This is a genomic window from Glutamicibacter sp. 2E12 (assembly GCF_050030965.1).
In the GTDB taxonomy this organism is placed as follows: domain Bacteria; phylum Actinomycetota; class Actinomycetes; order Actinomycetales; family Micrococcaceae; genus Glutamicibacter.
Map to the genome: position 1 here is coordinate 2961872 of NZ_CP188297.1, position 25647 is coordinate 2987518.

20 protein-coding genes are annotated in these 25647 nt (G+C 62.5%); 11 read left to right on the forward strand and 9 right to left on the reverse strand.

From position 1 onward, the window contains the following. Positions 1-73: 73 nt before the first annotated feature. The 5 genes from ACP3TE_RS13970 to ACP3TE_RS13990 form a co-directional block, all read right to left on the reverse strand. Positions 74-1699 (reverse strand): DEAD/DEAH box helicase, encoded by a 1626-nt coding sequence (locus ACP3TE_RS13970; protein WP_105657519.1) that lies wholly within the window; start codon positions 1697-1699, stop codon positions 74-76. 264 nt (positions 1700-1963) lie between these two features. Then, positions 1964-3409, reverse strand: coding sequence for an RNB domain-containing ribonuclease (locus tag ACP3TE_RS13975; RefSeq protein WP_105657518.1), 1446 nt, complete (start codon positions 3407-3409; stop codon positions 1964-1966). A 121-nt stretch (positions 3410-3530) separates the two neighbouring features. After that, positions 3531-3752 (reverse strand): DUF3107 domain-containing protein, encoded by a 222-nt coding sequence (locus ACP3TE_RS13980; protein ID WP_105657517.1) that lies wholly within the window; start codon positions 3750-3752, stop codon positions 3531-3533. A 64-nt stretch (positions 3753-3816) separates the two neighbouring features. Further along, a complete protein-coding gene (locus ACP3TE_RS13985) occupies positions 3817-4440 on the reverse strand; it encodes a TetR/AcrR family transcriptional regulator (protein WP_105657677.1) in 624 nt (207 codons plus the stop codon). Positions 4441-4579: 139 nt separating this feature from the next. Next, entirely contained in the window at positions 4580-5899 is a 1320-nt protein-coding gene (locus tag ACP3TE_RS13990; protein ID WP_105657516.1) for a glutamyl-tRNA reductase, read from the reverse strand. Positions 5900-6047: 148 nt separating this feature from the next. On the opposite strand from ACP3TE_RS13990, the gene hemE reads away from it, so the two are divergent. From hemE to hemL, 8 genes are all read left to right on the forward strand, one after another. Beyond that, on the forward strand, positions 6048-7103 hold the full coding sequence (gene hemE, locus ACP3TE_RS13995) for a uroporphyrinogen decarboxylase (protein WP_332488638.1): 1056 nt from the start codon (positions 6048-6050) through the stop codon (positions 7101-7103). A gap of 106 nt (positions 7104-7209) precedes the next feature. Next, complete coding sequence (gene hemG, locus ACP3TE_RS14000; protein WP_426733957.1) at positions 7210-8802, forward strand: protoporphyrinogen oxidase; 1593 nt, start codon at positions 7210-7212, stop codon at positions 8800-8802. Between the two features lie 92 nt (positions 8803-8894). After that, positions 8895-9581, forward strand: coding sequence for a hydrogen peroxide-dependent heme synthase (gene hemQ, locus ACP3TE_RS14005; protein ID WP_105657676.1), 687 nt, complete (start codon positions 8895-8897; stop codon positions 9579-9581). After that, positions 9578-10783: a ferrochelatase gene (locus ACP3TE_RS14010; protein ID WP_426733959.1), complete on the forward strand. Its 1206-nt coding sequence runs from the start codon at positions 9578-9580 to the stop codon at positions 10781-10783. The genes hemQ and ACP3TE_RS14010 overlap by 4 nt, the downstream gene beginning before the upstream one ends. Next, the gene (gene hemC / locus ACP3TE_RS14015) at positions 10780-11754 is read left to right on the forward strand and encodes a hydroxymethylbilane synthase (protein ID WP_133833703.1); all 975 of its coding nucleotides are present in this window, start codon (positions 10780-10782) and stop codon (positions 11752-11754) included. The genes ACP3TE_RS14010 and hemC overlap by 4 nt, the downstream gene beginning before the upstream one ends. Positions 11755-11763: 9 nt before the next feature. Beyond that, positions 11764-12555, forward strand: coding sequence for a uroporphyrinogen-III synthase (locus ACP3TE_RS14020; protein ID WP_332498425.1), 792 nt, complete (start codon positions 11764-11766; stop codon positions 12553-12555). A 62-nt stretch (positions 12556-12617) separates the two neighbouring features. Beyond that, on the forward strand, positions 12618-13601 hold the full coding sequence (gene hemB / locus ACP3TE_RS14025; protein WP_105657510.1) for a porphobilinogen synthase: 984 nt from the start codon (positions 12618-12620) through the stop codon (positions 13599-13601). Positions 13602-13605: 4 nt separating this feature from the next. Further along, on the forward strand, positions 13606-14913 hold the full coding sequence (gene hemL / locus ACP3TE_RS14030) for a glutamate-1-semialdehyde 2,1-aminomutase (protein WP_400288341.1): 1308 nt from the start codon (positions 13606-13608) through the stop codon (positions 14911-14913). Positions 14914-15089: 176 nt separating this feature from the next. Here the strand turns inward: hemL and ACP3TE_RS14035 are convergent, their stop codons facing one another. From ACP3TE_RS14035 to ACP3TE_RS14050, 4 genes are all read right to left on the reverse strand, one after another. Further along, complete coding sequence (locus ACP3TE_RS14035) at positions 15090-15938, reverse strand: MetQ/NlpA family ABC transporter substrate-binding protein (protein ID WP_105657508.1); 849 nt, start codon at positions 15936-15938, stop codon at positions 15090-15092. Positions 15939-16041: 103 nt separating this feature from the next. Beyond that, positions 16042-16707, reverse strand: a complete 666-nt coding sequence (locus ACP3TE_RS14040; RefSeq protein ID WP_105657507.1) for a methionine ABC transporter permease — start codon at positions 16705-16707, stop codon at positions 16042-16044. A gap of 3 nt (positions 16708-16710) precedes the next feature. Then, positions 16711-17703 (reverse strand): methionine ABC transporter ATP-binding protein, encoded by a 993-nt coding sequence (locus ACP3TE_RS14045; protein ID WP_426733962.1) that lies wholly within the window; start codon positions 17701-17703, stop codon positions 16711-16713. Between the two features lie 246 nt (positions 17704-17949). Then, positions 17950-18633: a 3'-5' exonuclease gene (locus tag ACP3TE_RS14050; protein ID WP_105657505.1), complete on the reverse strand. Its 684-nt coding sequence runs from the start codon at positions 18631-18633 to the stop codon at positions 17950-17952. A gap of 88 nt (positions 18634-18721) precedes the next feature. Here ACP3TE_RS14050 and ACP3TE_RS14055 point away from each other — a divergent pair, with 88 nt between their 5' ends. The 3 genes from ACP3TE_RS14055 to ACP3TE_RS14065 are packed head-to-tail and all read left to right on the forward strand — an operon-like array spanning position 18722 to position 25634. Beyond that, a complete protein-coding gene (locus ACP3TE_RS14055) occupies positions 18722-19111 on the forward strand; it encodes an MGMT family protein (protein WP_166650728.1) in 390 nt (129 codons plus the stop codon). Next, the gene (locus ACP3TE_RS14060; RefSeq protein WP_133833705.1) at positions 19108-22320 is read left to right on the forward strand and encodes an ATP-dependent helicase; all 3213 of its coding nucleotides are present in this window, start codon (positions 19108-19110) and stop codon (positions 22318-22320) included. Before ACP3TE_RS14055 ends, ACP3TE_RS14060 begins: the two co-directional genes overlap by 4 nt. Then, positions 22317-25634: an ATP-dependent helicase gene (locus ACP3TE_RS14065; protein WP_105661508.1), complete on the forward strand. Its 3318-nt coding sequence runs from the start codon at positions 22317-22319 to the stop codon at positions 25632-25634. The genes ACP3TE_RS14060 and ACP3TE_RS14065 overlap by 4 nt, the downstream gene beginning before the upstream one ends. Positions 25635-25647: the final 13 nt, after the last annotated feature.

Consider the following 25647-nt stretch of genomic DNA (forward strand, 5'->3'; position numbering starts at 1 on the left):
GTTCTTCGGGTAGAGCGAGCACCGCTGGTGTAGGTTCCTTTCGGAAAAGTTGGCTGACCGGTTGGACTGGGGATTAGTCCTGGCCGCCTGCTTCGGTGCTGCGGGTGCGGCGGCGCGGACGGCGTCGGCGGGCAGCGGATGCGCCCTCGGTCGCCTCCTGCTCCCCGCCGGAAGCATGGGTTTCGCGGTGGCGCTCGTTTTCGCGTGCCGGACGGTCCTGCTTGCCCTTGGAGTGGCCGTGGCGTGCGCCCTCCTGCTCGGCGCCGGAGTCCTGCGCACCGCGCTGCTGGGTCTGCTCGCCGTTCACGGTGCGGGTGCGGGTACGCGAATTGCTGCGGCGGCGCGGGGTGCGCGCCGAATCCTCGCGGCGTGGCGAGCCATCGCCCTCAGCTGCCGCGGTCTTCTTGGCACGCTGCAAGCGGCCCTTGGTGCCCTTGGGGATTCCCAAGTCGGCGAAGAAATGCGGCGAGGACGAGTAGGTCTCTACCGGCTCGGGAACGTTCAGGCCCAGCGCCTTGTTGATCAGCGACCAGCGGGGCACCGAATCCCAATCCACGAAGGTGACCGCAATACCGGTGTTGCCGGCACGACCGGTACGGCCTACGCGGTGCAGATAGGTGTTCTCATCATCCGGGCACTGCAGGTTGACCACGTGGGTGACGTCATCCACGTCGATGCCGCGGGCCGCGACATCGGTAGCTACCAGGATGTCGACCTTGCCGGCGCGGAAGGCCTTCAAGGCCTGCTCGCGGGCGCCCTGGCCCAGATCGCCGTGCAGCGAACCGGCGTTGAAGCCGCGGTCCACCAGCTCATCGGACAGCTTGGCAGCCGAGCGCTTGGTCTGGGTGAAGATGATGGTCTTGCCGCGGCCCTCGGCCTGCAGCAGGCGGGCCACCATCTCGTCCTTGTCCATGTTGTGCGCGCGGTAGACCAGCTGGCGGATGTTGCGCTTGGTCAGCGAGTCATCATCGCCGGGATCCTGGGCGCGGATGTGGGTGGGACGGGTCATGTAGCGGCGGGCCATGGTGATCACGGCGCCGGGCATGGTGGCGGAGAACAGCATCGCCTGGCGTACCGGCGGCAAGGCGGCCAGAATGCGCTCGACATCGGGCAGGAAGCCCAGGTCCAGCATCTCGTCGGCCTCATCCAGTACCACGGTGCGAACCTGCTTGAGGTTCAGCACGCGCTGGCGGTTCAGGTCGATCAAGCGGCCCGGGGTGCCGACAATCACGTCGGTGCCGGCCTTCAGGGCATTGATCTGCTCTTCGTAGGGGCGGCCACCGTAGATGGTGGTGATCGAGATGTTCGAGTGCTTCGACGCCTGGGCCAGGTCGGCGCCGACCTGGATGGCCAGCTCGCGGGTCGGGGCCACGATCAGTGCCTGCGGGGCACCGGGGAATTCAAGATCCCCGTAGCCCTTGTCGCCTTCGCGGATCACGCGCTGCAGGGCAGGGATGCCAAAGCCCAGGGTCTTGCCGGTGCCGGTCTTGGCCTGGCCGATGATGTCGTTGCCGCCCAGGGCAACTGGCAGGGTCAGGGCCTGGATGGGGAACGGGTACTCGATCCCGGCTTCCGAAAGCGAAGCAACGATGTCTTCGCGAACCTTCAAATCGGCAAAGCTCTGCTTGATCGGCTCTGCGATGGTTGGCTCATTGTCTTGTGGTTCGGCCACTGGGGCCGAAAGCGTCGTGTCAGTCACGATGTCTTTGTTCTCGTTTCATGTGGGCACGGTACCTGCTCCATTCCGGCTTGCAACAAGCCAGGAGCATGCGGATACCGCACGAATCCAGCGGAGCCGATCGCTACTTTCACGTTAGGTGGCTTGGTCAAGCACCTGCGGGATGGCGGCCGCTGGGAAGTCGCCATAAAACTGTTTCATCTATCAGCCCATTGCGATCGGGCATCCTATTTACTAATAGGCCAAGCATAGCCGGTTTTGCCCGGAAACCCGGGTTTAGGAGTCTCAGGCCACGATTTCGAAGCTGATCTTGCGGGCCACGGGATCAGCTTGGACCAGCTTTACGCGCACCAAGGTGCCCGGCTGGGCGGAACCGGAAAACTCTCCGGTGACCGGTTCATCGGCCAGCTGCAGCACTCCGGGACGAATCTTTCCATCTTCCTTTTGCTCGGCTGACTTCAGCACGATGGCTTGGAATTCTTCCCCGACACGTGTTTTGAGCACATAGGCTTCGAGCAGGTCGACGGCCGCATTGTTCACCCGGTTGGCGGCAATGCTGCTGGTACGCATCAGCCCGGGCAGCTCTTCCAGGGCCGAGGCGAGCTGCTCGGGGATCGGTTGGCCGGTGGAAAGCAGGTGGCAGGTGAGCAGCACGAAGCGGTCCACGAGCCGGCGCAGCGGCGCGGTGGTGTGCGCGTAGGGTGCCGCCAGTGCCGCTTGGATCAGTTCCTCTTCGGGCTGCCCGGCTATGACCCGGTAGTCCGCACCGCGGAACAGCGCGGCGGCACGATGCATGATCACCAGTTGCTTCGGGTCGCTGACATCCAATGCATGCAGGTACTGCCCATAGCTTTGCGTTGCGTCCCACGGCGTGCCCAGCAACTGGGTCTGGGTGCGGAATTCCTGCTGGTCCGCTTCATCCGGTGCGGGCATGGTGCGCAGGATGCCCACACCGGCCTCGAGCATGATGCGGGCCGCGGCTATGCCGGTGAGCAGGGAAATCTGCGCGTTGTGCCCTTCCAGGGGCAGCGGGGTGCGGCTGACCAGCTTGTAGCCGTCGCCTGCTTCTTCAATTTCCTGGTCCGGCAGGTTCAATGAGGCGCCGCCGCGCAGTTGCTCCTGCAGCAGGCGCGCAGCACCGATTTCGGCGAGCAATTCCAGCTGCTCATCGGGTTCCCCCGAATCCAGCCGGGCCTGGGCGGAGGCGTAGTCGAGCTGGGCGCGGGAACGGATGCGCGCGCGGTTCAGCTGGACCTCGCCCAGGGCGCCATCGGCATCCAGGGAAATTTTCCAGTGGAAGGCCGGCCGGTCCTGGTCTGGCAGCAGCGAGCCCTGGTCTTCGGAAATCAGGGGCGGGTGCAAGGTGATCTTGCGGTGCGGCAGGTAATAGGTCTGACCGCGTTGGCGGGCCACCTGGTCCAGCTGGCTGCCCAAGGTCACGAACGCGGGAACGTCCGCGATCGCATAGTGCACGGTATAGCCCTGGCCGTTTCGTTCAAGGAACATCGCCTGGTCGAGATCGGTGGCGCCGAGCGGGTCAATGGTGAAGAACGGGATGCCGGTGGCGTCTTCTTCGGGGTGCTGGACCTGGGCTACCGCCAGTTCCGCGGCTTTCAGGGTTTGCTCGTCGAAGGGTGCCGGTACCTCGAACTCTGCTTCAAGGCCGAGCAGTAGCTGGGCCAGCGAGTTGGCGGGAACCGGGCGGGGGCTGCGGATTCTTCGTTCAGTCACCCCTTAGCAATACCATGACTCGGTGAGTCAAATCACCATTTGGGCGAAGAAATAGCCGGTTTCGCTTCTAAGCGAAACCGGCCACCAGCTGCCGAAGCGATGCCTCGGCGCGCAACAAGCTCTACTGTGCGAAGCCGACGCGGCGGACTTCTTCCGGGCCAACCTCAACGTAAGCGATGCCAGCAGCAGGCACCAGGACCTCGCGGCCCTTTGGATCCTTCAGTGCCAGAACGGTGCCGTCGGCGATCGCCTTCGAGACCAGCTCATTGACTTCGGCGTTGCTGAGCTCGGATTCAAGTACAACTTCGCGGGCTACATTCTGAATGCCAATGCGGATTTCCATGATTGTCGCAGATCCTCTCGAACGAAATAGGTGTCCCGTATGGGGCCTCTGAACACTAATTTAGCTAGTTTTCTTTCGGGAACTGCGAAATTCCGCGCCAAGCTAAACGGGAGATGAGATCCACGGCGGCATTCTGGTCCACCGAGGAGCTGCTGGTGGCCCAGTAACGCGCCGAAACCTGGGAGAGGCCTGCCAGGGCACGGCCTGCCAGCAGGCCTTCCTCCTCGCTCATGTCGGTATCTTCGACCACGACGCGGGCGATGGAGGAAGCCAGCGAACTGTTGAACTGCTCGATGCGATGGGCGATCAGCGGGTCCGAGAGCACATCGGATTCGAAGATCAGGCGGTACGCCTGGGATTCGCCCTTGATGTAGCTGTAGTAGGTGTTGATGGTGGCGAAGACGCGCTCGCGATTGTCGCTGGTGGAGCGGATCGCTTCATCCAGCTGACGGCTGAAGTCGGCCAGGTGCGAATCCAGCAAGGCGAGGTAGAGTTCGCGTTTGCCGGGGAAATGCTGGTAGAGCACCGGTTTGGAAACCAGGGCGACTTCAGCGATTTCGTCCATGGACGCACCATGGTACCCATGGGCCACGAAAACCTGGTGCGCTGCCTGCAGCAGCTGGCGACGACGCGCTTCACGGGGCATCCGTTGCGGGCGGGTGCCTTTGATATTTTCGAGTTCCGTCATGTCGAATGGGGCCTTTCCAGCTGCAGAGTGATCAGCTCCCAAGTCATCAAAGGAATTCTCGGGTGGGATAATCTACTTGGAAGTAGTATTCCATGCTTCTGTGCGGAAAGTGGAAATATGCTGGGGGAAATCAGGTTTTCTACGCTGATTTGGCTTCCGGGGCGGCCGGGCAGTTGCCCAGGGCCTGCGTAGTCTCCGATTTCCCGGGCTCCGGCTGCGAGAGCTCCAAGCCGTAGAGGGTTTCCAGGGCCGAGACATATTCGCCGGTGCGGCCTTCGCCTGCCAGTTCGCGGGCACGCACGGTAGGCACATGCAAAAGCTGGCGCACCATGCGGCGCATGGCCAGCTCGACTTCTTCGGCCGCGGCGCTGCAGCCGTGCTGGGCACGGACCTTCGCGATCTCGGCATCCAGAACGGCTTTGGTGTGCTGGCGCAGCGCGACAATCGCGAAGTCGGCCTCGCGTTCACGCTGAGCGGCGGCAAATTCTGCGGTGGCGTTCTTGACGATGCGGCTAGCCGCGTGAACGGCCATGGCCTGCTCGGTCGGGGCGGCCATGCGCACCGATTCCAAGGTAATCAGTTCAACATCGGGCAGTTCGACCATGGTCGGATCGAAGTCGTGGGTGAGCGCCATGTCGATGGCGATCAGCGGGTGCTTCTTCACGCGCAGCGCTTCGAGCTCTGCACGGGCCAACTGGTGACCGCCGCCGGAGCAGCCGACGATGATGTCAGCTTCGCGCAGGGCCTGCGGCAGCAATTCGTCGCTGAGCGGGAAGCCGCCGCGCTTCGCGGTGAAATCTGCGGCGCGCCCGGAATGGGAGTAAACCGAAATGCGCTGGACGCCGCGTTCCTTGAGCAATGCCATGGTGGCGCCAGCGTAGGAACCGGTGCCAAAGAGCACAACATCCTGCTCGGACCAGTCGCGGCCTTCAGTGGCCAGTTCTTCGGCCAGATCGAGGGCCACCGAAACCACGGACTTGCCCTGGGTGCCAAGGTCGGTATTCGAACCGACATCCTTGGCCGCGCGGGTGGCGTTCTGGAACAGGCGGGTGAGGTTGCTGGTTGTGGTCTTCTCTTGCTGCGCCTGGGTCAGTGCTCGACGCACCTGGCCAGCGATTTCGCGTTCGCCGACAACGGCCGAGTCCAGTCCGGCGCCTACGGAGAAGAGGTGCTCAACTACCGGGTCGCCTTCCAGCGTGGTGAGGCGGCGGGCCAGGAATTCGGGGGAGAGGTCGGTGCTTGCTGCCAGCTCGTTGACCAGATGTTCTGCTGCGTCCTCCACGTGGTCCACGTCTGCGTAGACTTCGAAGCGGTTGCAGGTGGCCAGCACGACGGCGCCATTGATAGCCGCCGAACCGTTAACGGAGGCAGCTGCCAGCCCGTCGGCCGAAGCACTGATTTGTGCGACGGTCTCCAGATCGAGCTGGGAATGCGATGCGACAAGAGATAAGAAAACCACAGTGACCCCAGAATAGGCCGGAAAATACCGGCAGACAACGCAGGTGTGCCTAAATCCGCATGGTTCCAAGGGGTTAGTTTGCTCACCTTCCCCTGCGGGCGAACGCAGTAAATGGGCTTTTAATCTGAAGAGTTGGCAGAATTGGGGCATGACCCTGTCGCAGAACCATCCGTTGATTGATGGACGTACCCAAGATTCCGCTTTGATCCACGCTTTGACCGGCAAGAAGCCGTCGCATCACCCGGTGTGGTTCATGCGCCAGGCTGGCCGCTCGCTGCCTGAATACCTGAAGCTGCGTGAAGGGGTGAGCATGCTCGAATCCTGCCTTGACCCTGCCATGGCCAGCGAGATCACCTTGCAGCCGGTGCGCCGCCACAAGGTGGACGCCGGCATCTTCTTCTCGGACATCGTCATCCCGCTGCGCCTTGCAGGCATTGGCGTGGACATCGTGCCAGGCGTTGGCCCGGTGCTGGACACCCCGATTCGCACCAGGGAGCAGGTAGCTGCCCTTCCGGAGCTGACGGACGAGTCGCTGGAACCCATCCGCGAAGCCGTGCGCTTGACCGTGGCCGAGCTGGGCAAGACCCCGCTGATCGGTTTCGCCGGCGCGCCATTCACCGTGGCCGCCTACATGGTCGAGGGCAAGCCAAGCCGAGACCACCTGGGCCCGCGCACCATGATGCACACCGACCCGGATGTCTGGGACGGACTGATGACCTGGGCTGCCGACGCCTCGGGCAAGTTCCTGCGGGCGCAGGTTGAAGCCGGCGCCTCGGCCGCGCAGCTCTTCGACTCCTGGGCTGGTTCGCTCTCGCTTCCGGACTACCAGAAGCACGTCGCCCCGTACTCGGTGAAGTCCCTGGACTACGTCCGCGACCTGGGCGTGCCGTTGATCCACTTCGGCACCGGCACCGGCGAACTGCTCACCGCCATGCGCGATGCTGGCGTGGATACCGTGGGCGTGGATTACCGCATCCCGCTGGAAACCGCGATTGAACGCTTGGGCCAGGACGTTTCGGTCCAGGGCAACATCGACCCGGCGTTGCTCGATGCCCCGTGGGAAGTTCTCGAGGCGCACGTGCGCGAAGTGGTTGCAGCAGGCAAGAAGGCCCGCGGACATGTGGTGAACCTGGGCCATGGCGTTCCGCCAACCACCGACCCAACCGTGTTGACCCGTGTGGTGGAGCTCATTCACTCGCTGTAATTCAACAGGTCTAAGCTAGGTTTAACGCTGTGTTCCAACTGGCCCTCGAGGCCATGGGCAGGGAACAGGGCATCGGCATATTGTGAAGGTAGAAGGTGCTAGGCACGTGAGCAAGGAACAGCGCAATCTGCGCGCAGGGGATTCAGCTGAAGCCACCGGCGCGTCCAAACCGCGACGCGATATTGCCAACGATGCCGCAGCGCATGCCTTGCGCCTGCTGGAAAAGGTGCGCAGCGCCAGCGAAGCACGCCTAGCGAAGAGCGAATCGGCCGATCAGGCCCAGAAGCCATTGGCCCCGCATGCGGTGGTGATCGGCGGCGGCATCGCCGGCCTGGTCGCTGCCCGTGAACTTCGCCAGACCGGACACGAAGTGACCGTGCTGGAAGCAACCGCGAACTTCGGTGGCTGCGTGCGTACCACCGAAGTTGCCGGCATGGAGATTGATGCTGGCGCGGAATCCTTCGCCCTGCGTGGCGGCATTGTTTCCTCCTACCTCGACGAGCTGGATCTGGGCGGGCAGATCGCCAGGACCTCCGGAGAGCGGGCCTGGCTGATCCAGGGGGAAGAGCAGGAAATTCATGCTCACCAGATGCCTGCCACCGCAATGCTGGGCATCCCGGGCAATGTGCGCACCGACGAGGTGCGCGGCATCATTGGCCGACCGGCCACCGTGCGTGCCGCAGCGGATCTGATCACGCCAATGAACAAGAAGTGGGCCACGGAGAACCTGACCATCGCTGAAGTGGTCCGTTCCCGCATGGGACAGACGGTACTGGACCAGCTGGTGGCCCCGGTCATCAACGGCGTCTATTCCACCGACCCTGCCAAGATTTCCATTGACGCCGCCGCGCCTGGCCTGCGCCAAGCCATGCAGGAGACCGGTTCGCTGGCCCGCGCCGTCACCCGGCTGCAGGCTTCGGCTCCGGCTGGTTCCCGTGTGGCTGGCCTCAACGGCGGCATGTACACCATGGTCGAAGCCCTGGTGTCCCAGCTGGAGCAGGCTGGCGTTGCGCTGGTGCGCAATTCGCCGGTGACCTCCTTGCGCCACGATGCGCAGTCGCCAACTCCGTATGCAGTCACGACCTTGGGCCATGAACTGCTCGCTGACCGGGTAGTTCTCGCGACGCCGGCCGAGCCGGCACTGGACCTGCTGAACCCCCTGCTGGCACCAGAAGAGCGGATCGCCGGCGAAAGCGGTGCCAATGCCATTGCCTTGGCGATCTTGGTGGTCGATAAGCCGGAACTCGATGATGCCCCGCGCGGATCGGGTGTGCTGGTCTCCAGGAACGCCCCGCTGACGGCCAAGGCGCTGACCCATTCCACGGCCAAGTGGCCCTGGCTCGCCGCAGAGGCCGGCCCTGGCACCCACGTACTGCGCCTGTCCTTTGGACGAATCGGCGAACATGAGCAACTTGTCGAATCCGGAGATGATTCAGCTCTCATCGACCAGGCAATCAAAGATGCTTCAAAGATTCTCGGTGTTCAATTGCATCTTGATGATGTCTTGGGCAGCACCGTTTCACGCTTCAGCGACATGGTTCCGCTGCAGGGCCAGGCCGCTACCGCGCGCCGCGCGCAACTGCAGCGCAGCCTGTCGGGCTTCGAAGGGCTCGATGTGGTTGGCGCATGGATTGCCGGCACCGGACTGGCGCGAGTTATCGCCCAAGCCCGCAGTGCCGTCGCGATCAGCGCCCGCTAACCGCACCCGGGCCAACTATCCTGGACTTTTGTCCGAAACCAGATCAAGGAGAATATCAAGTGAGCAACGCACCGGAGCATAATTCCCCAGTAATTCGTGAACGCGAAAATGCAGGAGAAAACCCGACGTTCTTCTACACTCTCTGGACCATTTTCAAGCGTTCGGAAATTGTCGAGCGTTCCGAGGCTGCTGCCGCTGAATTCGATGCGCTGGTCGCCGAGCTGGCCGCCGAAGGCGCCACCGTGCGCGGCATCTACGACGTTTCGGCCATGCGCGAGGACGCTGACGTGATGTTCTGGGTGCACGGGCCATCGGCCCAGCTGCTGCAGGCATCGATGCGCAAGATCCGCCGTTCGGCCCTGCTGGCCGGCACCGAAATCGTTTACTCCACCATGGCCGTGCACCGTGAAGCGGAATTCGCCAAGGACCACTCGCCAGCGTTCGCGCGCGGCCTGGATCCGAAGGAATGGATGACCGTTTACCCATTCGTCCGCTCCACCGAGTGGTACACCCTGGATCCAGCGGCCCGCGGCAAGATGCTGCGCGACCACGGCATCCTGGGCCGCGAATTCCCGAACGTGCTGGCCAACACCGTAGCGGCCTTCTCCTTCGGCGACTACGAATGGCAGATCTGCCTCGAAGCCGACGACATGATCGATCTCGTCGACATGATGCGCCACCTGCGCTACACCGAAGCCCGCCACCATGTGCGTGAGGAGACTCCGTTCTACACCGGCCGCCGCATCTCGGCAGCCGAAGCGCTAGAGGTACTGAAGTGAGCCAAGCCTTTGACCCCCGCGAGGGATATGACCGCAACGGCCAGATGATTCCCAAGTCCTACGATGCCATCTTGCTGGCATCCTTCGGCGGACCGGAAGGGCAGGATGATGTCATCCCGTTCCTGCGCAAGGTCACCGAGGGCCGCGGCATCCCTGACGAGCGCCTGGAAGAAGTTGCGGTGCACTACCGCAAGAACGGCGGCGTCTCGCCAATCAACGCGCAGAACCGTGCACTGAAGGCCGCGCTGGAGGCCGAACTGGCTACCCGCGGCATCGACCTGCCCATTTACTGGGGCAACCGCAACTGGCACCCGTTTATCGACGACACCCTCAAGCAGCTGGCTGCCGACGGCCACCGCAAGGTGCTGCTTATGGGCACCGGCGCCTACTCCGGCTACTCGGCCTGCCGCCAGTACCGCGAGGATGCGGGCATGGGCCTAGTCAACACCGGGCTGGACGGTGTGGTGGAAGTGGACAAGCTGCGCCAGTTCTTCGACACTCCTGCCTTCGTGACGCCCTTTGCGCAGTCCTTGCGTTCCTCGCTGGCCAATGTGCGTGCGCAGCTGGCCGAAGCGGGCAAGGAAGACGGGGCGATCAAGATCGTCTTCGTCACCCACTCCATTCCGATGGCCGACGCCGAGGCCGCAGGACCCGAAGGTATCCGGGCCGCAGGCTACGGGAATCTCTACACCAGCCAGCACCAGGCGGTGGCCAACTACATCCTGTCCCAGGTGGAGGAGGCCAAGGGCCTGGAGCACAGCCTGGTCTACCAGTCCCGCTCCGGGGCACCGCATGTGCCATGGCTGGAACCGGATATCAACGACGCGCTGGAAGAGGATGCCGCAGCCGGTGTCGCCGGCGTCGTGGTCGTGCCCATCGGCTTCATCTCGGACCACATGGAAGTCACGTGGGATCTGGATACCGAAGCCAAGGACAGCTGCGCCCAACTGGGCCTGGCCTTTGACCGCGTCGCCACCCCGGGCACCCACCAGGCGTTCATCTCCGGACTGGTGGACTTGGTCGAAGAACGCCTGGCCGGCCCCGATGGCAAGGCCCTGCGCGCCGGCCGCACCTCGGTTCTCGAATGCGGCCCATGGTTTGATGTCTGCCGTCCGGGCTGCTGCGAGAAGCGCGCCCTGGACGGAACCTTGCGCCCGACCATCGGCGCAGTCGATTCAGAAGTTGGTGTACCCCAGCCATGACCGAAGCATTTCGCGTAGGAACGCGCGGCAGCGCGCTGGCGACCACCCAGACCGGATGGGCCGCGCAGAAGCTGGCCGGGATTTCCGGGTTGGCCGCGCAGACCGTGCTGGTCAAGACCGAAGGCGATGTGGTGACCGGCTCGCTGGCCACCCTCGGAGGCACCGGCGTCTTCGCCGCCGCGCTGCGCCAGCACCTGCTCGATTCCGGCTGCGACCTGGCCGTGCACTCGCTCAAGGACCTGCCCACTGCGCAGCCCGAGGGCCTGGTCCTGGCCTCGATCCCGCCGCGCGAGGATGTCCGCGATGCCCTGTGCTCGCGCGACTCGCTGGGCTTGGACCAGCTGCCCCAGGGTGCGAAGATCGGTACCGGTTCGCCGCGCCGTGCAGCCCAGCTGCTGGCCTACCGCAGCGACTTCGAGATTGTCGATATCCGCGGCAACGTCCCCACCCGCTTAGGCCGGGTCAAGGGTGTCGGGAAGACGCTGGATGATGGCAGCGTGGGCCGCGGCACCCAGGGTGACCTGGACGCGGTGATCCTGGCAGCTGCCGGGATGCGCCGCCTGGGCTTGGACAAGCACATCACCGAGTACCTGGATCCCTCCATCATGCTGCCCGCCCCGGGCCAGGGCGCCTTGGCGCTGGAAACCCGTACCGCGGGCACCGGCCACGGCGCATTGGATGCGGCTCTGGCGCAGTTCGATGATGCCGCTACCCGCATGCAGGTGGAGGCCGAACGTGCGCTGCTCTCCGAATTGGAAGCAGGCTGTGCTGCCCCGATTGGCGCCTTGGCCCATATCGAGGGCGATGAGCTGGTCCTCGAAGCGGTGGCCTGCAACCCCGATGGCTCGCAGACCATGCGCCGCAGTGCGCGAATCTCCTGCAGCACGGCGGATGCAGCACAGCAGCTGGGCCGTTCGCTGGCGCAGTCGATGATCGCTGATGGCGCTGCCGTAGTTGCCGGGCTGGCCTAGTTCCGGACCATGGCTTATCAAGCACTGATCCTGCGCAACCCGGCACGTGCCGCGGCCACCGTGCAGGAATTCGATCGGCTGGGCGTCACCTCGTGGTGCGCCCAGCTGATCGAAACTGTTTGGCCCGCCGACCGCAGCGCATTGCAGCGCATGGCCAGCGATCTGGTCGCCGGAGACTACTCCTGGCTGGTCTTCACCTCGGTGAATACCGTCAAGGTGGTGCAGCAGGTGCTGGCTGGAGCGCTCCTGCCGGAGCAGCTGCGTCTGGCCTCGGTTGGAGAGAAGACCACCGAGGCCATCAAGCGGCACTTGGGCCGCAGCGTGGACTTCGAAGCTGAAGAGCAATCGGCTGCCGGCATGCTTGCGGCATGGATCCCTGAGCCGGGTGCCAGGATCTGCTATCCGCACGGCGATCTGGCCAGCTCCACGCTGGCTGATGGGCTGAGCAAATACCCGGTGCAGGTCAACGAATTCATTGCCTATGAAACCGTGGATGCCCCGGCGCCCGGCACCCCGGTCTCTGAGCCGGAAGCGGCAGCCGGACTCAACGTCCTACCGGCGAACCGGATCGGTGACAGACTGGAAGAACAGGATTTGGTGGTCTTCTCGGCGCCCAGCGTGGTCCGCCGCTTCGTGCAGCTGGCAGGGACGCAGCTGCCCGGGAAGCTGCAGACCATCGCGATTGGCCATCCAACGGCCCGGGCTATGGAGCGTGCCGGGCTGCCGGTGCATGCCGTGGCCTCCGCTCCCACCCCGCAGGGCTTGGCCCGTGCGGCCCAAGATTTGCTCCGGCACCGGTAACTCCGGGACCGGAAGTGTGCACAACGGAATAAGAAGTTATGAGAACTGGAGAAAGAGGAGCCATGGGTTTCCCTCAGCATCGCCCGCGCCGGTTGCGGCAGAATCCTGCCATCCGCCGCCTGGTGGCAGAAAATGAGCTTTCGGCACGCCAACTGATCTTGCCTGCCTTCGTGCGCGAGGGACTGGTCGAACCCAACGAGATCACCTCCATGCCGGGGGTCTACCAGCACACCATGGACTCGCTGAAGGCTGCCGCGGCGTACGCGGCCGAGCTGGGGCTGGGTGGCATCATGCTCTTTGGCATCCCGGAAGTACGCGACGAGAACGGCTCGGCCGGTCTGGACCCGCAGGGCATCTTGAACCGCGGCATTGCCGCGGTGCGCGCCGAGGTAGGCGATGAACTGGTGGTCATGTCCGATGTCTGCCTGGATGAATTCACCTCGCACGGCCATTGCGGCGTGCTCGATGCCCAGGGCAACGTGGATAACGATGCCACCTTGGAAATCTACGGCCAGATGGCAGTGGCCCAGGCCGAGGCCGGCGCCCACATGCTGGGCCCGTCGGGCATGATGGACGGCCAGATCGGCGTCATCCGCCAGGCACTGGATGCTGCCGGGCGCCAGGATGTCTCCATCCTCGCCTACAGCGCCAAGTACGCCAGCGCCTTCTACGGCCCGTTCCGCGAGGCAGTGGACTCCCAGCTGGTGGGGGACCGCCGCACCTACCAGATGGATTCGGCCAACCGCAGCGAAGCGGTGCTGGAAGCTGAACTGGATATTGCCGAAGGCGCGGACATGATCATGGTCAAGCCGGCCATGAGCTACCTGGATATCGTGCGCGATATTGCCGATATTTCCCCAGTTCCAGTCTCCGCCTACCAGATTTCCGGCGAGTACTCGATGATCGAGGCCGCCGCCGCCAACGGCTGGATTGACCGCAAGGCGTCCGTGCTTGAATCGCTGCTGTCGATCAAGCGCTCCGGTGCCCAGCAGATCCTCACCTACTATGCAGCCGAAGTTGCCGGCTGGCTCAAGGAAGGCAAGTAATAACATGTCGAACTCTGAAAAGCTTTTCGCCGAAGCCCGCGAAGTCATGCCAGGTGGCGTGAACTCCCCGGTGCGCGCCTTCGGTTCGGTCGGCGGTGTTCCTCCATTCATGGTCGGCGCCAAGGGCGCATACCTGACCGACGCCGACGGCAAGGAGTATGTCGACCTGGTGTGCTCATGGGGTCCGGCACTGCTGGGCCACGCCCACCCGGAGATCCAGGCTGCCGTGCACGCGGCCGTGGACCGCGGTTTGTCCTTCGGCGCATCCACTCCGGATGAGGCCAAGCTCGGCGCGCTGATCAAGTCCCGCATGGGCGGGGTGGAACGCGTGCGCATGGTCTCCACCGGCACCGAAGCCACCATGACCGCCGTCCGCCTGGCCCGCGGCTACACCGGCCGTGACCTTGTCATCAAGTTCTCCGGCTGCTACCACGGCCACCTCGATGGCCTGCTGGCCGACGCCGGCTCGGGTGTTGCCACCCTGGCCTTGCCAGGTTCCGCCGGCGTGACCGCTGCCACGGCAGCAGAGACCTTGGTGCTGCCCTATAACGACCGCGCCGCCATCGAGGCGGCCTTCGCCGAGCACGGTGCGAATATCGCTGCGGTGATTACCGAATCTGCTCCGTGCAACATGGGTGTCGTAGTTCCAGAGGACGGATTCAACAAGTTCCTGAAGGAAACTACCGCCAAGCACGGCGCGCTGCTGATCCTCGACGAGGTCCTCACCGGCTTCCGCGCTTCCTCATCGGGCTACTGGGGCCTGACCGGCAAGGAAGAGGGCTGGAACGCAGACCTCTACACCTTCGGCAAGGTCATCGGCGGCGGTTTGCCCACCGCGGCCCTGGGCGGACGCGCTGAGGTCATGGACTACCTGGCACCATTGGGTCCGGTCTACCAGGCAGGCACGCTGTCGGGCAACCCGGTAGCGATGGCTGCCGGCATCGCCCAGCTGACCCACGCGACCGAGGACGTCTACGCGCACCTGGCCAAGCAGTCCGAGGCGCTGCAGGGTGCCATCACCGAATCCTTCAATGCTGCTGGCCTGGACCACTCGATCCAGCGCGCCGGTACCTTGTTCTCGGTAGCTTTCGGCACCTCCGAAAGGGGAGTGCGCAACTACGCTGACGCGCAGGGGCAGGAAGCCTTCCGCTATGCACCGTTCTTCCACTCGATGCTGGACTCCGGGGTGTACCTGCCGCCAAGCGTCTTCGAAGCATGGTTCGTCTCGGCGGCCCATGATGATGCCGCAATGGAGAAGATCTTCGCGGCCCTCCCAGCAGCTGCCCGGGCCGCTGCGGCCGCCACGGCCTAATTGCAGGCTCCCGAGGGCAACAGCCAGGGCCAGGCAGGCACCGTGAGGTGCTTGCCTGGCCCTGGCTCATTTAAGCCTGGAAAGACGGTGGGAAACGGAACTGCCCGAGTTCCGTATACGGAACTCGGGCAGTCAAGGTTCAAGCGTTCGGGAATGCCCCGTGGCTGGAAACCGGATTAGAAAGCGGCGATAACGCTGCCGTCGGTCCAGGTCTTCTCGATGTAATCGCGGACCTCATCGGAGTGCAACAGCTCTTCAAGCTTCGCAACAGCCGGGGTCTCTTCGCCGTCGCGCCAGGTCAGGAAGTTGGCGTTGGGGTTGTTCGCGCCCGACTCCTGGGCAAGCATCTCTGCTTTGTCCAGCTTGGCCTGGACGATGTAGTTGCCGTTGATGACCGCCAAGCCGATGGAATCATCGGACTTGTAGTACTGGACGACCTGCTCGGCGTTGGCGTCAGTGATTTCGAGGTTCAGCGGGTTCTTGTCCGCGTTGCCGTTGACGGTCAGCAGGGAATCATCATCGCTGAGGTTCTGCAGCAGCCCTGCTTCTTCCAGGACGCGCATGCCGCGGATCTGATTCACCGGGTCGTTGTTCAGCAGTACCTTGGTGCCTTCTGCGACGTCCTTGGCGTCCTTGAACTTCTTCGAGAAGACGGTCATTGGCTCCACATGAACGCCAGCGCCGTGCGCGAACTCGTAGCCCTTTTCCTTCATCTCGGTAGCCAGGTAGGCCTCGGTCTGGAAGTAGTTGGCATCCAGCGAGCCGTCGGCAAGTCCGGTGTTCGGGGTGACGTAGTCATCGATCTCCATGACTTCCAAGTCGATGCCGGCTTCCTTCGCCAAGTTCTCATCGATGAAGTTCAGGATGTCTGCCTGTGGGACCGGGCTGGCGCCTACCTTGATAACCGTAGGGTTTGCCGGATCCAGGGTCGCTGCAGCATCAGCAGTTGGTTCGCTGCTGCCGCAAGCAGTCAGGGCGAATGCGGTGGCAACACCGGTGATGGCGAGTGCGAGTTTCTTGCGCATAACTTGTCTTTCCTTAGGTAGAGCCGTGAGGCACGATGCGAGTGGATTTGCCGTGTCCTCAGCGGTTCCACGGCTCCGCCGGATAGACCGGCGGAAGTTTTGACTAGCGGTGATCGACCTTGCGGGCGATCGCATCACCGATGACCTGCACCAGCTGGACCATGATCACGATAATCACGATGGTCGCAAGCATGATGGGCATGTTGTAGCGGACGTAGCCGTAGTTGTAGGCCAGACGACCCAAACCGCCACCGCCTACCAAGCCAGCCATCGCGGAGTAGCCGATCAAGGTCACCAGAGTTGTGGTGACGGCCGAAATGATGCCGGGCATGGCTTCAGGCACCAGGACCTTGCGAATGGTTTGCAGCTTGGTGGAACCCATCACCAGCGCGGCATCGACCTTGCCAGCGGAAACATCGCGCAAGGCGGTTTCCACCAGGCGGGCGAAAAATGGGACCGTGCCGATGGTCAAAGAGACCGAGGCAGCGATCGGGCCCAGCGCGGTGCCGATGAGCATCGCGGCGAACGGAATCAGGGCGACCATTAAGATGGCGAACGGGACGGAACGGGTGATGTTCACGATCACCGTGGAGAGAATCGCGTTTAGCCAGCGGACCGGCGCCAGTCCGCCTTTGCCAGTGACATGCAGCAAGATACCCAGCAGCAGTCCGATGATCACGGTGATCACACCTGAGATCAAGACCATCTGCAGGGTTTCGACGGTCGCTTGGCCTACGGCCTTGAGTACGGTGGGGGTGAAGAAATCCATTGCTTACTTGGCTCCCTTCACGGTTACGGCGATGCCGGTGGACTTCAGGTGGTTCACGATTGCATCCAGATCCGCGTCGGGAGCCAGCTGCAGGCGCAAGTGCGCGTACTGCTGGTTGCCAAGCTGCTCGACCGAACCAGCCAAGACATTGACATCGGTATTGAACAAGCGGGCAATGGAAGAGATGACAGGCTGGGTCGCCTGGCCGCCGGTGTAGAGCAGGTCCAGGATCGGTCCTTCGCCCTCGATGCGTGGTGCGTCGCCCGGAAGCGGGAGCAACGTGGAAGCCAAAGTGCCTTCGGCGTTGGTGATGACCTGTTCGATATTGCCGTGCTCCACGATCTTGCCGTTTTCCAGCAGCGAAACGGAATCGCAGGCTTGCTTCACGACGTGCATTTCGTGGGTAATGATCAGCACGGTGATGTTCAACCGATCGCGCAGCTTCTTGACCAAATCGAGGATTTCATCGGTGGTCTTCGGATCCAAGGCACTGGTCGGCTCATCACAGAGCAGGACATCCGGATCGGTGGCCAGCGCCCGGGCGATACCAACGCGCTGGCGCTGGCCACCGGAAAGCTGGGATGGGTACCCTTTGGCGAACCTGGTCAGGCCCACGAGCTCCAGGAGTTCAGCGACCTTGGCATCAATTTCGGCTTTGGGCATGCCACCAAGCTCCAGCGGGTATGCCACATTCTGCTCGGTGGTGCGCGAGTCGAAGAGGTTCGCGTGCTGGAAAACCATGCCAATTCGACGTCGCGCATTCCGTAACTCGTCGGTGCTGACGTTGGTCAGCTCCTTGCCGTTAACGGCAACGGTTCCGGATGTGGGCTGGTCGAGCAAGGTCAAGCAACGGACGAGAGTGGATTTACCCGCTCCGGAATGTCCGACGATGCCATGAATTTTCCCGGTAGGGACTTCAAGGCTGACACCATCAAGGGCAACAACATCCTTGCCGTCTTGCTGGTAGACCTTGCGCAGGTCACTGACTGTGATCACTAGGCGTGTTCCTTCAGATTCTCAAAGGGTGTAGAGAGTACCCTCCATTGAATCATCATCGAACAAAATCGCCCGAATCAAGGGGAAATTACAGTCAAGATTCTTAGTATGAGGCCTTAATGGGGGAGCCTTCGAATATAATTTGTTGATTTGTGACAGAAAATGAACGATTGGCTTCCGCATGGTGGTCGCGAGGCCTGTTGACCCCATGTGAAACGGGGCACAAGAAGCTGATTATTTCAATCTTTACGACTCGGTGATAGGCCAAGCGCCGTCGACAACAGCTTCAGGCTTCGTCTTGCGCAAGTATTTCTGGAAACTTTCTGCCTGTTCTTTCGCCCAACCGATCTGCCAGCCGTGCAGCACCATCGGATCTACTTGCAACTGCGGATAGCGTTCGCCCAGCTGGCGAGCGACCTCGACGCAGGCAACTGCATCGGCCAACGAGGTGTGCGCATTTTCGAGGACTACACCGTAGAACTCGCAAGCCGCCGCAAGGGTGCGCTTCCCCTTGCGGAACTTGTCAACCTGCTTGTCGATGATGAACGGATCGATCACATTGCCCGGGAAAAACGGCTCAAGGTCGTAGCGAACGGCTTCGCTGTAGAGCACTGAGAAATCGTACGAAGCATTAAAAGCAACGATTGGCGCTTGCTCCGAGGCGAACTTCAGCAAATTCAAGATCTCCTGAACGGACTGTTTCGCCGGGGCACCGTCGGCGCGGGCTTTCTCGGTGGAGATTCCGTGAACTGCGGCCGCGGCCTCTGGAATCTCGACCCCGGGGTTTACCAGCCACTCGCGGTTGTTCACCACTTTGCCATCGGCATCCAGCAAGACAACCGATGCCGTAACGATGCGTGCAGTATTGGTATCAACACCAGTGGTTTCCAAATCAAAGCCAATTGCCAGGCCCTTGTGCCATTCAGTCATGGATATAACGCTACAGCCAAGGCGGGACAGGACGGCCCTGCGAATTGCGTGTTGTGGAGTCCTGCAAGCTAATTGGCAGAATAGGGCTATGACATCTGACGCAGCCGAAAAGCCCCTGGACTATTCAGAGGCGGTGCATCGCCTCGCAGCACTCGTCCCGGCAGGGGCGGTGCTCAGCTACAAGGACGTGGCAGAACTTCTCGGAAGCGGGGGAGCACGCCAAACGGGCAAGGCGATGGCAAGCGCGCCGGAAGGGACACCATGGTGGCGGATTATCCGCTCCAACGGTTCCATGGCCGATGCGCTTGCCGAAGCAGCAGAACGGCACTGGATCGCAGAAGAACTGGCAGCACCTGGCCGTCACGTGAACATGAATAGATACCGCTGGAACCCCAACGACTGGGCGTGGGAAAAAATTGACGCGCTGCGTACGGCGCTGGGCAACCCCAAAATGTCCGAGATGGATGATCAACTATGAGTATGGAAGAGACCCGAAGCCAGCCCCGCGAAGAAGCCACCTCGGTCCTTGGCCACTTGCATTCGGTGGAAAGCCCGGTCCTGGTCACTGGGGCTCCGGGTACCGGCAAGACCCATCTGCTCATCGACACCGCGGTGGCGCACCTTGACGCCGGGCTCGATCCGCAGGCCCTCTTGATCATCGGGCCAACTCGACTGACCGCTGCCTCGATCCGTGATGAGCTCAGCCGCCGAGCAGAACGGACTTTCACCGAACCGGTGGTTCGCACCTGGTCGGCTTATGCCTTTGACTTGATCCGCCGTGCCCGCGTTGAAGGACTCTTGCCCCAGCTCGAACGCATTCCCCGCTTGCTCTCCGGTCCGGAACAGGACACCCTCATCGGCCACCTGCTGGAAGGCCATGCCGAAGGCCTCACCGAAGGACCGCAGTGGCCAAGCGAACTGGCGCTGGCAGTAGGGACTCGCGGCTTCCGCAAGGAAATCCGCGAGTTCTTCGACCGTGTTTCAGAGCTGGGATTGGAACCTGCAGACATCGCTGACCTCGGCCAGCAAGCCAACCGCCCCGAATGGCACGCTGCTGCGCTGTTCTACCAGGAATACCGCGACCTGCTGGACTTGGGCAGCGCCGAAGCCTTCGACCCGGCAGGGCTGATTACCCGGGCGGCACAAATTCTGGAAGACAATGAAGCGTTCCTGCACGCAGAACAGGACCGGTTGGCCCTGATCCTCGTGGATGACCTGCAAGAAGCCACCCTGTCGCAGCACCGCCTCCTGGCTCTGCTCGGCAAGGACCGCGCCATGGTCGCTTTCGCTGCACCCGACAGCGTAGTTCAGGGATTCCGCGGTGCCCGCACCGATGAATTGCATCGTTTCGCACAGAATTACGCGAGTGCTGGCGAAGCGACCTGCCTCGAACTGACCCACGGCTATCGAATGTCTGGACAGATCACCGAGGCATGGAAACGGATCGTCAGCCGCGTGCCGCTGGCTGCAGGCTTGCGCGGACGAGCTATTGAGCCGTTGAACGTGCCGGAACACGAACTATGCCAGGCACTGGTATTCGAGAATTCCACCTTGGAAGAACGTTTCATTGCCCAGCGGATAGTGCATCTGAACCTCTACGAGAACCGCAGCCTCGCTGAAATTGCGATTGTGGTGCGCAACGGTTCACAGGTGCGCTCCTTCAGCCGTTTTCTTGAAGGCCAGGGAATCGGCGTGCAGGTGCCGCCGGCCGAAATTCCATTGAAGGATGAAGGTGCGGTCCGTCCGCTGCTTGACCTGTTGAATTTGGCGTTCAGCGATTCTGTCACCGATGACCCGCTCCTGATGCAGAACCTGCTGCTGTCGCGTTATGGGATGAGCACTGCCTTGGAAATCCGCCGGATCCGCCAGCTCTTGCGCCAGCAGGAAGCCGCAGCCGGCGGACGCCGCTCCAGCCAGGAGTTGCTTGAATCCTGCCTGCGTGAACCGGCAATGGCCGAGAAATTGGGCAAGCCGGGTTACGGATTGAACCGGCTGCTGAAGATGTACTCCGCGCTGCAAGACGAACTGGCCAGCGGAACCGCTACACCGGAAACAGCGCTCTGGGTGATGTGGGAGGCCTCGGGCCGGGCAAAGGCCTGGCGCGAAGAGGCCCTGGGCACCGGCACTGCCGCCCGCCGCGCAGATCATGACCTGGATGCTGTCCTGTCGCTTTTCCAAGCCGCAGAACGTTTTGTGGATCAGCTTCCCGGCGCCAGCGTCCAGCAGTTCATCGAGCACATCTTGCAGCAGGAATTGCCCATGGACTCCTTGGCAACCCGTGCTGCCGGTGGGCAAACCGTCACGGTTCTCACTACCGCTGCCGCTGCCGGAAAGCAATGGCCAGTGGTCTTTATCCCCGGGCTGCAAGAAGGCTCCTGGCCCAACCTCCGGCTCCGTGGCGAGCTGCTCGGTTCCAATGCGCTCGCCGACGCCGCGGAGCATGGCATTGAATTCCTGGCCACCCGAACGCCAACGCATCTGGTACGCCAAATCCGCAACGACGAATTGCGCAGCTTCAGCAATGCCGTCTCCCGTGCTGGAGACCAGCTGATTTGCACGGCGGTCGATAACGAAGACAGCCAGCCTTCCTCTTTCCTGGATCTGGTCGAGCCACCGGGGCCAGAAGGCAGGGAACCAACCGCGGTTCCGCGCATCCGTTCGCTTCCAACCTTGGTGGCAGAGCTGCGCAGCACCGCCGAGAGAGCCAGGGCCGCCGGCCTTGGGGCAGCGCCAGCGCCGGACGATGTGGAAGCAGCTAACCTGTACCAGGACGCCACCCACGTGCTTGGACGCCTGGCTCAGGCAGAGCGCCCGGTGCGAGGAGCGCATCCAAGTTCCTGGTGGGGGTTGCGCGAACTGACTACCCATGAACCGGTTATCCCGGAAGACCAGCCTCGGCGGGTGTCACCGTCGAAGGTGGAAACCCTGGTGAAATCGCCGCTGAACTGGTTTGTGCAAAGCGCTGGTGGAACCGCTGCCCGCGATTTCGCGGCCTCCTTGGGTACGCTGATCCACTCCATCGCCGAAGAGCATCCCGATGCAAGCGGAAGCGAATACCAGCAGATCCTGGAGCAACGCTGGCCAGAGCTGGAAAAACTGGAGAACTGGGAAGGTCAAAGGGACTTCGACCGTGCCAATAGCATGCTCAAGAAGTTCGCCGCCTACTGCGTCACCATGCGCCAAGAAGGACGCGAACTGGTGGCTCGCGAGATGCCGTTCCAGATCGAGGTCCCGGCCCCTGACGGCACGCATATCCAGCTTCGCGGAATTATCGACCGCGTCGAAGCTGACGCCAACGGCAAGGTGAGGGTCGTTGACCTGAAAACCGGTTCCACTGCGCCATCCAAGGACGCAACCTTGGAACACCCGCAGCTAGGCGTCTACCAAACCGCAATCCAGCTCGGCGCGTTGCAAGATCACGAGGAAACTGCAGGACTCCCGGATGAGCCAGCCGGCGCATCCTTGGTCTACGTCGGTACCAGCACCAAGGGCGCCTCGGTCCGTGAACAACCATCAATTGGTGAAGGGGACTGGGCCCGCGCGCTCATCTTCGAAGCTGCCTCGCTGATGGGAAACAGTGAATTCATCACCCGGCACGTTTCGGGAGCCGCAGGGATCCTCGGCAACTGCACGCTGCCTGAAATCTGCCCTTTGTGCGCCCAAGGACGACAGGTCACCGAACCATGAGCAATATCAGATTCACTCCAGAAGAACTCTCCGCAGCCCTGGGCGAGCAGTTTCCGCCCACCGCGCAGCAGGCTGAGATAGTCGCTGCGCCATTGGAACCGATGCTGGTCATCGCCGGCGCCGGCTCGGGCAAGACCAAAACCATGGCGGATAAAGTCGTCTGGCTGGTAGCCAACCAGCTGGTCCGGCCGGAAGAGATTCTCGGGGTGACCTTTACCCGCAAGGCAGCGGGAGAGCTTTCCGTGCGTATCCGTGCCAAGATCGCGCAGCTTGTGGCCACCGGTCTGCTCAGCCCAGAAGAAACCCGGGACTTCCTTGACCCTGCGGTATCCACCTACCACTCCTACGCCAACACCCTGGTCCAAGACCATGGGCTGCGGCTTGGCCTTGAAGAAGACAGTGCCTTGTTGGGCGCGGCCCAATCATGGCAGGTGGCCCACTCGGTGCTGGAAAGATACACCGGCAACTACGAGCACCTGAACAGTGCCACCAGCACACTGATTGATGCCATCGTTTCCTTCAGTTCGGAAGCATCCGAGCACTTGGTCACCGCACCTGAGGCCCATCAGTGGATTGATGACCTGGTGGCACGCCTGCGCACCTTGCCGATGGACGCAGAGAAGCCCAAGAAAACTACCCAAGCAGCCCTCAAGCTCATCGACAAGCTGGCTTCACGTGCCACCATCGCTGAGTTGGCTGAAGAGTACGCCCGGGAAAAGAAGCGCCTCGGGGTGATGGACTACGGCGACTTGGTGGCCCACGCAGCGCGTATCGCCCAGGAGGTGCCGGCAGCTGCGCTCGCCGAACGGGCTAGCCACAAGGTGGTGCTGCTGGATGAATTCCAGGACACCTCGCACGCGCAGATGGTGCTCTTCTCTCAACTCTATGGCGAAGGCCATCCGGTCACCGCGGTGGGTGACCCTAACCAATCCATCTACGGATTCCGCGGGGCTAGTGCCGGTCAGCTGTTCCGATTCCCAGAAGTCTTCCCGATTGTTCGGGACACAGGCCGGGACGTCGCCCACGTGAAGCACCTGACCATCGCATGGCGCAATACCGTCAACGTGCTCGCGGCAGCGAATAGCATCACTGCCGGCGGGCCGCAGCATCAAGGCCCGGTCTCGGTCAAGCCCTTGGATTCCTCGGCGCATGCCAAGCCAGGTCGTGTGGTGCTCAACCGTTGCGCAACGGTTCGCGACGAGGCAGACGCCATAGCCGACATGATTGTTGCCGAGAATAGGGCATCTTCCGAGCCGAAGACCAGTGCGGTGCTCTCGCGAAATCGTACCCAGTTGAGCATCATGGGCGAGGTGCTCGCTGAGCGGGGCATCAAATACCAGCTCGTGGGACTATCCGGATTGCTGAGCACCCCTGAGCTCACCGACCTGGTCTCGTACCTGCACGTGCTGGTTGACCCGCTGCGCTCCGACAAGCTCATGCGCTTATTGGCTGGAGCGCGCTGGCGGCTGGGTGCCGCAGACCTGATGGCCTTCGCCGATTGGTCCCGCCAGCTGGAACGGCGGCGAGCCCGCGGGCTGCAGCCAGACCCGGCAGAAAGCGAAGAGGCGCAGAGCCCCGAAGAAGCAGTGACCGAGGCGGCCCGCGCCGAACTCAATGATGCGGCCAGCCTCGTCGAAGCACTGGACTTCCTGCCCAGGGAAGGGTGGACCAGCAATGACGGCAGGACCATTAGCGCAGCGGGCTACGAGCGCTTGGCGGCCCTGCGCGATGAACTCGCCGGCCTGCGGCTGCTGGCCAATGACGACCTTGAAACGCTGATTCGCGAGACCGAACGCGCCATGAACCTGGACATCGAGGTGGCTGCCCGTCCGTGGATATCTCGAGACAAGGCGCGAGCCAACCTCGATGCCTTCGCCGATGTGGTACGCGAATACTGCCGCAATGCGCCACGCGTTGAACTGTCCGGCTTCTTGATGTGGCTGGAACAGGCCGCCGAAAAGGAAAAGGGACTACCGCTGCCAAGCGAAGATGCTGACCCCGCGGCAGTCCAATTGCTGACGGTTCACGCGTCCAAGGGATTGGAATGGGACATCGTGGCGGTGATGACCTTGAACGACGGGGTGTTCCCGGGTTCCAAATCCGACCGGTGGACCAGCGGTGACAAAGCGCTGCCCTGGGAAATCCGTGGCGACGCCCGCGACCTGCCCCAATGGGACACCGAACAGCCGGCCTTGAAGGAACTGCTGGAAGCCGAATCGGTCTTCAAGGACCAGGTAGAGGACCACCACATTGCCGAAGAGCGTCGCCTGGCCTATGTTGCGGTGACCCGCGCCAAGTCATTGCTGATTTGCAGTAGCAGCGTCTGGACGAGCACCCGTACCAAGCCAACCGAGCCATCAGAATTCTTCACCTGTTTGCTTCCGCTGGCCGAAGGCGAGGAACCCCAGGCGGAGATCGGGGTCTGGGTGAAGGACGAAGAAGCGCCGGAACAAAACCCGAGCACTTTGACGCCCCTTGAAGCGCTGTGGCCGTACGATCCATTGGAAGGCCCCGTCGTCACGGGGGGAGTGCAAAAGACTCCATACCCGTATTCACGGCGCAATGTCATTGCGGAAGTGGCGAAGGATCTCGAATCCGTTCCAACAGATCATGAGCCGCTGACCAGCTTCGGGAGGCAGTGGGCTGAAGAAGCCGAGAAACTTCTAGGCCAGCGCGAGTTCTTGGCTGGCCGTGAGCGCAGCATCGAGGCACCAGAGCATGTGCGTGCTTCATTGTTTGTCGAGCTGGCCGAGGACCCGGTTGGGGTACTGGAAAACCTTCGACGCCCGGTGCCGCGTCGACCGGGGCTCGCTGCACGGCGCGGTACCGCGTTCCATGCCTGGATTGAAGAGTTCTACGAGAAGACGTCAATGCTTGATCTGGGAGACCTGCAGGATCCGGCAGATGGCTATCTTGATGAGGCGCTGGACCTTGAATCCATGAAGGAAGCGTTCCTATGCAGCGAATGGTCCAAGCTGCAGCCGGCCTATGTCGAGGTTCCATTGGAGACCCGTGTGGGTCCGGTGGCTGTGCGTGGCCGCATTGATGCCGTCTTCCGGATGGACGACGGTACGTGGCTGATGCTGGACTGGAAAACCGGTCGAGTTCCTAGCGGCAAGGATCTGAAGAGCAAGCTGGTCCAGCTCGCGGTGTATCGTCTGGGCTGGTCACGCCTGCACGGAATCCCGCTAGAGGAGATCAAGGCCGCCTTCTACTATGTGGCGGCGGGCATTACGATCCACGCGGAGTATCTCTCCGATGAGCAAGAACTGGAACAGATGATCAGCAGCGCGTTTGAACAGCTCGAAGGCTAGCCGCTCAGGACGC

Coding starts and splice junctions, on each gene's coding strand:
- hemL (WP_400288341.1), top strand. CDS start 13,606: ATGTCGAACTCTGAAAAGCTTTTCGCCGAAGCCCGCGAAGTCATGCCA.
- hemC (WP_133833703.1), top strand. CDS start 10,780: ATGACCGAAGCATTTCGCGTAGGAACGCGCGGCAGCGCGCTGGCGACC.
- hemE (WP_332488638.1), top strand. CDS start 6,048: ATGACCCTGTCGCAGAACCATCCGTTGATTGATGGACGTACCCAAGAT.
- ACP3TE_RS13985 (WP_105657677.1), bottom strand. CDS start 4,440: ATGACGGAACTCGAAAATATCAAAGGCACCCGCCCGCAACGGATGCCC.
- ACP3TE_RS14050 (WP_105657505.1), bottom strand. CDS start 18,633: ATGACTGAATGGCACAAGGGCCTGGCAATTGGCTTTGATTTGGAAACC.
- ACP3TE_RS13980 (WP_105657517.1), bottom strand. CDS start 3,752: ATGGAAATCCGCATTGGCATTCAGAATGTAGCCCGCGAAGTTGTACTT.
- ACP3TE_RS14035 (WP_105657508.1), bottom strand. CDS start 15,938: ATGCGCAAGAAACTCGCACTCGCCATCACCGGTGTTGCCACCGCATTC.
- ACP3TE_RS14060 (WP_133833705.1), top strand. CDS start 19,108: ATGAGTATGGAAGAGACCCGAAGCCAGCCCCGCGAAGAAGCCACCTCG.
- ACP3TE_RS14055 (WP_166650728.1), top strand. CDS start 18,722: ATGACATCTGACGCAGCCGAAAAGCCCCTGGACTATTCAGAGGCGGTG.
- ACP3TE_RS14020 (WP_332498425.1), top strand. CDS start 11,764: ATGGCTTATCAAGCACTGATCCTGCGCAACCCGGCACGTGCCGCGGCC.
- ACP3TE_RS14040 (WP_105657507.1), bottom strand. CDS start 16,707: ATGGATTTCTTCACCCCCACCGTACTCAAGGCCGTAGGCCAAGCGACC.
- ACP3TE_RS14065 (WP_105661508.1), top strand. CDS start 22,317: ATGAGCAATATCAGATTCACTCCAGAAGAACTCTCCGCAGCCCTGGGC.
- hemB (WP_105657510.1), top strand. CDS start 12,618: ATGGGTTTCCCTCAGCATCGCCCGCGCCGGTTGCGGCAGAATCCTGCC.